We start from the raw sequence: 10,957 nt of genomic DNA on the forward strand, positions 1-10,957 counted from the left end.
TCATTGGCCTAAATAAAAGCCGCTTCGTGGCTAGACGAAGCGGCGGATGTTCAGGTTCCAAAAAGGTCCTCTTACAGACTGCTTCATTGTATTAACCTAAACTAAATCAAATTTATGCTTTTTAGGATGATTTGCTGCGTCCCGGAGCGTCCGGGAGTCACCAAAACATTGCGCATCATGAAACTAACCGCGCTTTTCCTCCTGGCTGCCTTTCTCCATGTCCATGCCAGGTCCTATTCCCAAAGGGTGACGCTGGCCATGACCGATGCTCCGCTGGAGAAGGTATTTGTGGCCATTAAAGCCCAAACTGGGTATACCTTTTTTTATACCGAAGACGAGCTGAGGCACTTCTCACCCATCAGCATCGCCGTCAGCGGTGTTGCGCTGGAAGAGGCATTGAGCCGGTGTTTCGAGCACCAGCCCTATTCGTATACGATCGTTGATAAAATGGTGGTCGTGCGGGAGAAGGACCCGGCGTCTGCCCCGGAACCCGGTGACACCACAAAAAGAGGCCACTTGATTCACGTGACCGGGGTGGTGGATGGGGACACCGGGCAACCGATGTCCGGAGCCACGGTGACCTCGCAAAAAAGTAAAAAAGGGGTTGTCACCGATGAGTCCGGCGAATTTGCCATCGACGTGGCCCCCGGCGACATCCTGTCTTTTTCCTACGTAGGTATGGAAACCCAGGAACTGAGGGTGGGGACCCAGACCCGTTTCAGCGTTACCCTGCTCAAGGGGAACAAGCTGATCGAAGAAGTGGTCGTTGAAGGATACGGGTCCGCAAAAAAGGCGCAAAACGTCGTGGGATCGATCACTACGGTCTCCGTAAAGGACATCCAGGAGAAACCGGTGGCCGATATGATGGACGCCCTCCAAGGGAAAATCCCCGGTCTGCTGGTCCTGAGCTCATCGGGTGAGCCCAATTCCCAGGTGTCCCTCTCCCTGAACGGGGTCGGTTCCCTCAGTGCGGATGTGACCCCTCTGATCGTCCTCGACGGGGTGCCTGTAGCCTTATCTACGCTCCTGGCCCTGAACCCGGCCGATATCGAAAGCATGAGCGTGCTCCGGGATGCATCAGCCACTTCCATCTATGGATCCCGGGCGGCCAATGGCGTTATTTATGTCACCAGCAAAAAGGGGCAGCCGGGCAGGGATATGGTGACCGTCTCTACCCAATACGGTATATCCAAGCTGGCCGATACGAAATTCTACAACAACTTCATGGATTCGAAGGAGCTGACCGGAACCTGGGTGGTCCAGGGATTCCAGACACAGGCCCAGGTGGATGCGCTGCTCCAGAAATACCCTAATAATACGGTTTGGTACAAATACTATTATAAGAACAGTACGCCGGTATACCAGCAGAATGTTTCCCTGAGCGGCGGTACCACCAAAACGACCTACTTCGTTTCGGGCTCCTACTTTCACAACGAAGGGCTGGCCTATCGTTCTGCTTATGACCGGTATACCTTCAGGGCAAACCTGAATACCAAGGTGGAACCCTGGTTGAACATGGGTTTGAACCTGGCCGCCGGGTACAACTACGACCAGACCAATCCGTTTGGGGTAAACTCCACCAACCGTGGTCTGTTCTGGCTGGCCCAGCCTTTCTATACGCCCATCAACCCCGCCACGGGGAAAGCGTATCCGACCCTCATCCCGGGTTGGAATCGCTACAACCCGAACTACCGGGCCGATGAAAGCCCCAACCCCGTCAATACGGTACAGTTCAACCCCCAGGGCTACTTGGAACTCAACCCTATCAAGGGGCTGATCCTCCGGTCCACGGCGGGTATGGACGCCTTCGACCAACGCAACGACTCGATACAACTGCCTTCCTACCAGGGTTCTCCCGGCAACGGGAACGTGGCCCAATCCTTTGGACGGTCGGTGCACATGGACTTCAACAACACGATCGAATACGGGTTCAAACTGAAAAATGTCCACGACATCAACGTGCTGGTGGGCCAGGAATATATCGACAACAAGGATAGCTACTTCCGCGGCGCCTCCACCGGCCAGACGGACGACCGGCTCATCCAGCTCGGGCAGGGAACCAACAACATCTCGGTTGCGTCCAACACGGCGGAATATGCCTACATTTCGTATTTCGGCCGTGTGGAATACAACTACAACGAGAAATACTATCTCAACCTCTCCGCGCGCCAGGACGAATCCTCCCTTTTCGGGGCGAATAAGCGGGACGCCACTTTCGGCTCGGTAGGCGTGCTGTGGCAGGCCAAAAAGGAAGACTTCCTGAAAAGCGTGAAGTGGCTGGACGACCTCGCCCTGAGGGCCAACTATGGTACCAGCGGTAACTCCGCCATCGATAACTATAAAGCGTTGCCCCTGGTAGGAACCTCCCAGTACGACAATTCGACCGGGTGGAGCATCAACTCGCCCGGTAACCCCAACCTGACATGGGAAAAGGTCGCCCAAACCACCATTGGCGCCCAGTTCTCCCTGATCAACCGCCTGCATTTTGACGTGGATGTGTATAATAAGCTCACCACTAACATGCTCGTGTCGGTGCCCTATCCCTATACGACGGGTTTCTCACAGATCACGTCCAACGTGGCCTCCCTCCGGAACAGGGGGATCAACCTCCAGGCGGACATCGACGTCCTGAAAACGCGGGACCTCAACCTGACCGTATTCGGCAGGTTCAGCGACAACCAGGAAAGGGTCACCAAACTGTTCCAGGGTTTGGATCACTGGGTCATTCCCAATACAGGGGTATGCTGGGTCGTCGGCAAACCGGTTTCCTATTTCCTTCCCATCTTCGCCGGTGTGGATCCCCAGACCGGTGTCGAACAATGGTATAACCCGGGCGCCAACATCTCCAACACGAACAAGGATCCGAAGAACCTGACGACGACGTTCAATTCCACCGGCCTCCAGCAGAACACGGGCATCCACAGAAATCCGCCGATCATCGGCAGTGTGGGTCTGAACGGATCTTTTAAAGGGCTGTATTGGGACGTGTCTTTCTCCTTCGTGCTGAAGAAATACATCATCAACAACGACATGTATTTCTATGACAACCCCACCGTATTCACGGGGTATAACCAGTCGAAGGAAGTGTTGAACTATTGGAAGAAACCGGGTGATGTAACCCCATTCCCCTCCCTGGCCAATAATGAACAGTTCACCGAGTACATCGACACCAAGATCGTCCAAAACGCTTCGTTCTGCCGGATGAAGACCGCCACCATCGGCTATAGTGTTCCGAAGAGCATTTTACAACGTACCCGGGTGATCAAGGGTATAAAAGTATACGTAACGGGCCGCAACCTGCTGACCTTTACGAAATATCCCGGCGCGGACCCCGAAGTGGACTCCAACATTGCGCTGGGTAACTATCCCAACACCAAACAGGTTGTGGGAGGCCTGGATGTTATCTTTTAATCCATTGTTCAAACAAAACTTCGAAACAGTATGAATAAATATATATTGAGGAGCGCGGTGATACTGGGTATGTTGGGGATGGCCTCCTGTAGCAAAAAACTCCTGGACCTTCACCCCACCAGCAGCATAGACCTCTCGTCCGCCTTCCAAAAGGCCAGCGATGCGAAGCATTGGGACGACGGCTTTTATGCGTCCCTGAGGGGGAACGTATATGGACAATTTATCATGGCCCCCGATATACAAGCCGACCAGTTGAATGCGACGGTGGACTATGGGAACAACTACGGCTTTTTCCAACTCTGGACCGCGCTCCTGGCGGCCGATCAAAACATCGGCCCGCAATGGGCCGGGTATTATAATGCCCTCGCCAATATCAATGAGGCCCTGGCCGGTTTCCAGTTGATCGTACCCCAAAACGCATCCGACAGCGCCACCCTGAAGGAGTGCACCGGGGACGCCTACCTGATGCGTGCATTTTATTACCTGAAGCTGGTGTTGCGCTGGTCAAAGTCCTACAACTCGTCGACCGCGTCCACAGACCTTGGGGTGCCCCTCGTTTTGAAATATGACCTCACCGCACTGCCGGCCCGGGCTACCGTGGCCCAGGTGTATGCCCAAATCCTTAGCGACATCGCTACGGCAAGGGGATTGCTGAGCGGGATTACAGGGACGCCCGGGTCCTCCACCTTCACCCAGGACGCGGCGACCGCCCTCTCCGCCCGTACACGGTTGTACATGCAGGACTGGGCCGGGGCCAAGGCCGCCGCCGACAGCCTGATTGGGTCAGGGAACTATCCGCTGGTCAGCGACCAGGCGACCTTCATCAACATGTGGACCAAGGACCTGCCCAACGAGTCCATTTTGCAGTTGAATGCCAGCCAGCCCAACGAGGTACCCAACGCCGTCAATGTGTACCTCAATTATAACTCTGCCACCGGCGCCAACGACCCGTTGTATCTTCCTTCCCAGTGGGTGGTGGATATGTTCGACAATGCGGATATCCGGAAGAATGCGTATTTCATCAATACCACGGCTACCTTCCAGAATGGGACCTATACCGTTTGGCAGGTCAGCAAATTCCCGGGAAACCCGGCCCTTTTTACCGGGGTCTATTCCAACTATGAGCAGTCACCCAAGATCTTTAGGATTGCCGAGATGTACCTGATCTCCGCCGAGGCGGCTGCCAATGAGGGTCAGGCCGCCGCAGCCGGAGTGCCCCTCAACGAGCTTCGTGCCGCCCGCGGACTGCCCGCCATCACAGTGGCGACCATTACCGCCGACAGCCTGACCAACGCCATCCGTGACGAAAGGTTCCGGGAACTGGCCTTCGAAGGCTTCCGCCTCGACGACCTCGAACGCTGGAACCTGGGCTTTACCCGTCACGACCCGCAAAATATCAATGTACTCGTACCCAATTATACGACCGTGTCCCAGCCGGCAGGTGCCGACAAATTTGTCTGGGGCATACCAACAAATGACATGACCATCAACCCGAACCTGGTCCAAAACCCAGGTTGGTAAACGAATGCCGTGAAAACAACAGGGGGCTCCAGGTGGAGCAACCTGGCATCTGAGATTAAAGTGGCCGCCCCCGTCTGGGGGCGGCTTTATTGTTAGTACCCCAGCTTGATCTGACGATGATCATTTCCGATCGTGACGACCTTTACCCTGCAAAACTCCGGCGCCGGCGGCGCATCGTCAGCCTGGGCGTTGACGCGGGCCGTAGGAGGCAGGATGGCGTAGGTGGTATCACGCGCTACCAGCGCAGTGCCGTCGGCGATAATCTGCTGCAACCCGCCGAACCCATGCAACACCAGTTGCATATATCGGAACTTCGACGCCAGTGACCCTTCCGGCGCATCGAGCGTGATCGTCCGCGCCGCGGGATCAAACCGGATCTCCCTCTTGTAGAACGCTCCGTTACGATAAGCAAACGTCGCCCCATCATCCTCATAGTAGGTAAACGCCCCCGGAGCAGGACCGTTATATACATGTATCCAAAGCGTATCGGAAGGCGCCTCTGAAGTGGATTGTACCAGCGACTGCATAGGTATAATCGCCCCCCCACGCACATACACCGGCAACCGGTCGAGGGCAAGCGGTGTCACGAAGCTCCCGGAAAGAACAGAGTCGGTATACAGCGAATACCAACGCCCGGATGGCAGATACACAGAGGCAAACGCCGCGTCCGCACCCACTGGCGCCACCAGCAAAGATGGCCCGAAAAGATATTGATTTTCATAAGCAGGCGAGTAAACCTGCCCATCAAACGGCCAGTCAATGGCCAGCGAGCGCAGGACGGGCACCCCGTCCTGGCTGGCCGTGTAAAAAGTGGAATAGAGGTAAGGCAGTAGCCGGTACCGAAGACCGACATAATTCCGGGAGATGTCCAGGACGTCTTCTCCATACGTCCAGGGCTCGGAGGACCGTGTGTTCAGGGCGGTGTGATTTCTGTAATAAGGGATAAAGGCGCCGGTTTCCATCCAGCGGGCAAAAAGGTTGGGGGTGGGGTTGCCGGTAAAGCCGCCGACATCCATACCGGTAAAGGCCACGCCGCTCAAACCGAGACTGGCCAGCATACGGACGCCGGTAAAAAAATGATTTTCCTCGGACCGGTTGTCTCCGGTCCAGATCGCGCTGTAGCGCTGGAGACCGGCGAAACCGGAGCGGGTGAGGATAAACGGCCGTTTGCCGGAGGCGCTGGCGCCGTCGTAGCTGGACCGGACCATTTCCAGGGCATAGACGTTGTGTCCCTGGAGCGTGGTGGTGGGGTGACCGTCGAAGTCATAAAGGACATTGTCCGGGACCTGCTGTCCCCAGGTGGAGATCTCGTTCATGTCGTTCCAGATGCCTTCGATGCCCTGGTCGGACAAACCCTTGATCTGTGAACTCCACCAGGACCGCCCCTTTGAAGAGGTAAAGTCGGGGAAGTGGCACCAGCCGGGCCAGACCTTGGCGGTGTAGTTGGTGCCGTCGGGGTACCGCAAAAAAACGCCGGACGAAAGCCCGCTTTCATAGGCGGCATATCCCTTTTCCACCTTAATACCGGGATCCACGATGGTGGTCAGGTGGAAGCGCAGGTCGTGTAAACGGTGGATCATCCCGGCAGGGTCCGGAAAACGTTCCTTGTTCCAGGTAAACAGCTTATAGGCGTCCATGTAGAGAATATCCAGGGTGACCCCATCGGAAGGAATCCTTTTTTCCCTTAACGTCTGCGCGATACGGATCACCTCCGTGTCGGGGAAATAACTGTACCGGTTCTGCTGGTAGCCGAGGCTCCAAAGGGGCGGGAGAGGCATGCGCCCTGTCAGGTAGGTATAGTCGCGGAGGATACCGGGGACACCCGTATGGTAAATGAAGTAATAGCTCATCTCTCCGCCCCGGGCGCCAAAGGAGGAAAAACGGTTGTTGCTTGCCCCGAAGTTGAACCGGGTCTCGTAACTGTTGTCAAAGAATATCCCATAAGTCAGGGCGTGGTGGATGCCGATGTAAAATGGGATGGAAGAATAGAGCGGGTCTTCGGTAACCTGGTACCCGTAGACATCCCGGTTCCAGTTGGTATACCCCGAACCCCTCCGGTCGAGGTCCCCCGTCTTTTCCCCAAGACCGACGAAGCGCTCGCCTTCCTGGAGGTGTTTGTAGGTGGTGATGTCGGAGCCGATCCAGGACGTGCCGAGACCGGGTTCATCGGTGTTGATGGTGTCTCCGGAGGGTGTGAGAAAGGTGACGGCGAAGGGCTGCTTTGAAACGCATACCTGGAGCGAGTCGGTAACGATACGAACGTCAGCGCCTGAAGACGTGACCTTCACGCGTGTCGTTTCAGGCGTACCGGTAACGGCGTAGGAAAAATAAGGCCCCAGCGTGTTCCCCGGTACCACCCGCACACGAATGATCCCGGGGCCATAGGCGCTGATCTCGGCCCGTGCGTTTGAAGTGCTAACACGGACGGTTTGGTTGTCGACAGATACGGAAGAGACAGGGCCCACCGCCACGGGCGTCTGGGCGGAGGCATAGGTCAGGAGGAGGAGAAGAAGCCCGCTTAGGGTAGGTCGTTTCATCTGTTTCTTTTTAAGGAGTCGGCCAAAGGTTATGGGTCCCTACCAGGGGCGCAAAAAATGTCCTGTGCTCGCTACTGTAGGAATACGTCAGCCTGTTGGTGCGTAAGGGGTGCAGGGTGATCCAGGCGGGGGTGGTGAATGCCAAAACGGAGGCACCGTTGCGGCCAACCGCGACTTGTACCGGCCCCTGGGCCTGGAAAAATCGCGTATCCGCCATGCCCGCCGGCACGCTTACCGACTGACCGTTCACCGTTAGCGTCGACGCCTTCCTAAGCAGCGTCACCACATCCACCGAATCCTCGGAAGCCGGATCGATCCCGGTTTCTACAGGAACAAGGGTAAAATCGTAGGGCGACGGTTTGGTGGCACGCGCGTACTGTTTGAAAAAGGCGATAGCCACGTCCCGGTCCGCGTAGGGGGAAGGCTCCTTTTTCCATACGCTTTTATAATAGTTGAGCAGGATGGAAAAGCCCTCGTTGTGGTTGATCTCCGGGGCAAGGTGGTGTCCTTCTGGATAGTCGTTCCAGGTGATGATGTTCATCACCGGTACGTCGTGATCGATCCCGAATTCCCACAGCTTCCGGAAGTTGTAGGAGAGACCTGTAACGATGTACTTCCGGTCTGACTTTTGGAGACCCGCGGCCGCCGCGCCCTCGGCACTAAAAATATTCCAGGTACCCTTGGCCAGCAGCTTGGATGTATAAAAGTCGCAAAAGGCCGAGCCCGTAAAGCTCCGGTGCCGCTTCGCACAGGTGGCCGCCACCAGGTTTCCGATATAGTGCTCCCGGTAGGGAAGGGTCCATATCCAGCAGGCGGGGAAGTAATCCAGTATGTCGTTGAGCTTAACCGATGTGATCTGTTCGTTGATGTCGTAGATACAGGCGAAGCGCTCGTGGACGGCGGTTGCCAGGTCGGTGAAGGCACGGGCCACGTAGTAGGCCGGGGTACGTGGCACGTCCGCATCCGAGCCGCCCGCGCCAACACCCGTGCCCTCTGGTATATCCGCCAACCCCGCCCCCGCCCAAAGGTACACGACCAACCGCCCATCGGGCGTCCGCAGCCACCGCGGATTATCGCGCCCGACCGCGTCCATGATCCGGTTGATCCGTCCGGCAAAGGACGCCACGCGGTCCGCCTGGGTTCCCCCGGAAGGATGGGAGATGCAAAACGTAAAGGAGAATGGAATATGGAGCGCCTCCGATACCCGGAAGTACGCCTCTATGATCTCGTCCCAGGCCTCCGTATGCAGGGGATAGTAAAACTGAAAAGCGTCGATACCACTGGCGCGTGCCGCCCTCAGGTCAAAGGCCACCGCGCTGTCCAGGGGTGCGCCGGTCAGGAGCGTATCCTCCATCGGCAGCACCTGCGTCAGCCCGCCTATGGACGCCGTGATGTTCCCGGTGGGGGAGAAAAAGTCCGGATTACAGCTGTCTTCGAATTTGTGTCCTTTGTAACGGATGATGTTTGTCATGCAATGGGCAACGACGATCTTCTTATCCGTGAGCGGGAGGCTCAGCGCCGCCGCGTTTTTCAGGCCATCCTGGGCACGCACGCCGCCACAGGTCAATGCCACGCCGATAATCACCAAGGCCTTTTTTTTCATGATGGTCTCGTTATACGTAAAAGAATGCTAAGGGAGAGGTCCCGAAGGACCCCTCCTTTATTAAAAAGTACAGTAAGCTTAATACCCCGGGTTCTGCTGATTCGCTACCAGCGGATTCGAGTTGGTCTCGTTCAACGGAATAGGCCACACATAACTTTTGTCGGACCACGAAAGCGGCGTGGTGACATTGTACGCCGATCCATAGTACGCGGCTTCGTTGGGCCCGAGGTGCCAGCGGCAGACGTCCAGCCACCACTGCCCCTCGTTAAAGAGCTCTGCCCAGCGTTCGTAGTACAGCGGGTTGTTGGCGAGGGAAGGGTCTGGCGCCATAGTCGCCGCCGTCAGACTGGCATAGTCGATGGGTGATGCACTGTTGATCGGGTAGCCATAAGCACGACGTTTGACCTTGTTGATGTATTCCAGGGCGTCCGAAGGATCGCCGGTATTGGCGCAGGCTTCGGCATACAGCAGGTACACATCCGCCATCCGCAGGAGGTGAAGGTTGACGTCGTCGGCCGGCCCGACATTGTTGATGTTGTTGAATACGGGGGTGTATTTGCGGATGCTCCAGCCGTAGGTCCCCGCTCCCTGTTCGAAGTTGGGCCTGGACACCGGGTACCAATGCTGCCCGTCGGGCGACACCGAGTCAACCCAGGGTTGCAGCATGCTGATGTAAAGACGGGGATCCACCGTTCCGTTGGTGCGGGCGGCCAGGGCTGCGGCCTTATACACAGGGTCCATGACCTCTTGCGGGTTGTTGTAGCTGGGTCCCTTGGCGGCGTTGTAGTTTGGGTTGGCGACCAGGTTGTACGTACCGAGCTTGTAGCCATAACGCAGGACGTTTTTCCAGTGCGCGATCTCGTTCCCGTAGCCCATGGGGGTGCAGTTGCCTTCGGTTCCGTCGCTGCCAAGGGCCCAGGGCGGCCAGATCAACCCCATGATGGTGGTGGAGTTGGCGGCACCGGAATAGACGCCATAACCCCCGTAGGAATTCTGGTCGATGTTGAGTTCGAAAAGGGATTCGCGGTTGAATTTATACGCGGTGATACCGATAAATTCGCCGCGCAGCGTATCATAGCCCACCAGGCCTTTGCCGCTGCCGATCACCGTGGACAACATGGTCTTGGCGGCGGCATAATTCTTGGTAAACACATACGCCTTGCCCAGGAGTGCCTCGGCGGCCACATCCGTGACGCGGCCCTCGTCGTTCCCCGTCCAGACCTGGCCCTTGAGCAGGGTGGCGGCTTGTTGGAGGTCGCTTTCGATCAGCGCCCAGACGTTCTTGATGGAGCTCCGGGGTTGCTGGCTTTGGGCCAGGGTCGTGGGGACGCCGTTAAAGATGGGGACGCCCAGGGTATCCGTGGCGCTGGGGCTGGGGACGTTGTCTTCCCCGTAAAGACATTCCAGCTCGAAGTAGTAATAGGCCCTCAGGAAATACGCCTGGCCCTTGATAAGGGCGACCGTGGGCAGGTCAGAGGATTTGGCGTAGTGCTGGGTAAAGAGGTCGGCACCTTCCAGGAGTACGTTACAGTTTTTGACCCCCGTAAAAAGAACCTGCCAGGCCTCGTTAACGTATTCGTTGGTGGGACTCACGTTCACGGCGGCCATATCGTTCCAGGACGCGTCCCCGTTATAGATCGAGTTGACCGCGTGTTCGGAGTTGGAAATGGCTTTGGGCAGGAAATGGAAACCGAACAGGCCCGGGTCGCGCAGGTTGGAGTAACAGGGCGCGAGCACGCTGTTCAAACCGTCGAGCGTCGAAGGATAATTGCTCGTCGAATAAGCGTTGGTAGGGCCAACCAGGGAAGGATCCTTGGCACAGCCGGCACCCAGGACCAGGAGGGCGAGGGCGGTATATATCCGTTTTGTCATGATTCGTTGATTA

5 protein-coding genes are annotated in these 10,957 nt (G+C 56.8%); 2 read left to right on the forward strand and 3 right to left on the reverse strand.

Going from position 1 to position 10,957, the window contains the following annotated elements; translation table 11 throughout:
- Window positions 1-177 precede the first annotated feature (177 nt).
- A complete protein-coding gene (locus EDB95_RS09080) occupies window positions 178-3,411 on the forward strand; it encodes a SusC/RagA family TonB-linked outer membrane protein (RefSeq protein ID WP_162852528.1) in 3,234 nt (1,077 codons plus the stop codon).
- 30 nt (window positions 3,412-3,441) lie between these two features.
- Entirely contained in the window at window positions 3,442-4,932 is a 1,491-nt protein-coding gene (locus EDB95_RS09085) for a RagB/SusD family nutrient uptake outer membrane protein (RefSeq protein ID WP_133992822.1), read from the forward strand.
- Window positions 4,933-5,024: 92 nt separating this feature from the next.
- Here EDB95_RS09085 and EDB95_RS09090 read toward each other — a convergent pair whose 3' ends face one another.
- From EDB95_RS09090 to EDB95_RS09100, 3 genes are all read right to left on the reverse strand, one after another.
- A complete protein-coding gene (locus EDB95_RS09090; protein WP_133992824.1) occupies window positions 5,025-7,469 on the reverse strand; it encodes a glycoside hydrolase family 31 protein in 2,445 nt (814 codons plus the stop codon).
- A 10-nt stretch (window positions 7,470-7,479) separates the two neighbouring features.
- Window positions 7,480-9,072 carry an endo-1,3-alpha-glucanase family glycosylhydrolase gene (locus EDB95_RS09095; protein ID WP_133992826.1) on the reverse strand — a complete coding sequence of 531 codons (1,593 nt, stop codon included), beginning with the start codon at window positions 9,070-9,072 and terminating at the stop codon, window positions 7,480-7,482.
- 78 nt (window positions 9,073-9,150) lie between these two features.
- Window positions 9,151-10,944, reverse strand: coding sequence for a RagB/SusD family nutrient uptake outer membrane protein (locus EDB95_RS09100; RefSeq protein ID WP_133992828.1), 1,794 nt, complete (start codon window positions 10,942-10,944; stop codon window positions 9,151-9,153).
- Window positions 10,945-10,957 lie beyond the last annotated feature (13 nt).

Source organism: Dinghuibacter silviterrae (genome assembly GCF_004366355.1).
In the GTDB taxonomy this organism is placed as follows: Bacteria; Bacteroidota; Bacteroidia; order Chitinophagales; family Chitinophagaceae; genus Dinghuibacter; species Dinghuibacter silviterrae.

What these genes read in the sequence shown, in the direction of transcription:
- EDB95_RS09080 (WP_162852528.1), top strand. Translation starts at nt 178, where the DNA reads ATGAAACTAACCGCGCTTTTCCTCCTGGCTGCCTTTCTCCATGTCCAT.
- EDB95_RS09085 (WP_133992822.1), top strand. Translation starts at nt 3,442, where the DNA reads ATGAATAAATATATATTGAGGAGCGCGGTGATACTGGGTATGTTGGGG.
- EDB95_RS09090 (WP_133992824.1), bottom strand. Translation starts at nt 7,469, where the DNA reads ATGAAACGACCTACCCTAAGCGGGCTTCTTCTCCTCCTCCTGACCTAT.
- EDB95_RS09095 (WP_133992826.1), bottom strand. Translation starts at nt 9,072, where the DNA reads ATGAAAAAAAAGGCCTTGGTGATTATCGGCGTGGCATTGACCTGTGGC.
- EDB95_RS09100 (WP_133992828.1), bottom strand. Translation starts at nt 10,944, where the DNA reads ATGACAAAACGGATATATACCGCCCTCGCCCTCCTGGTCCTGGGTGCC.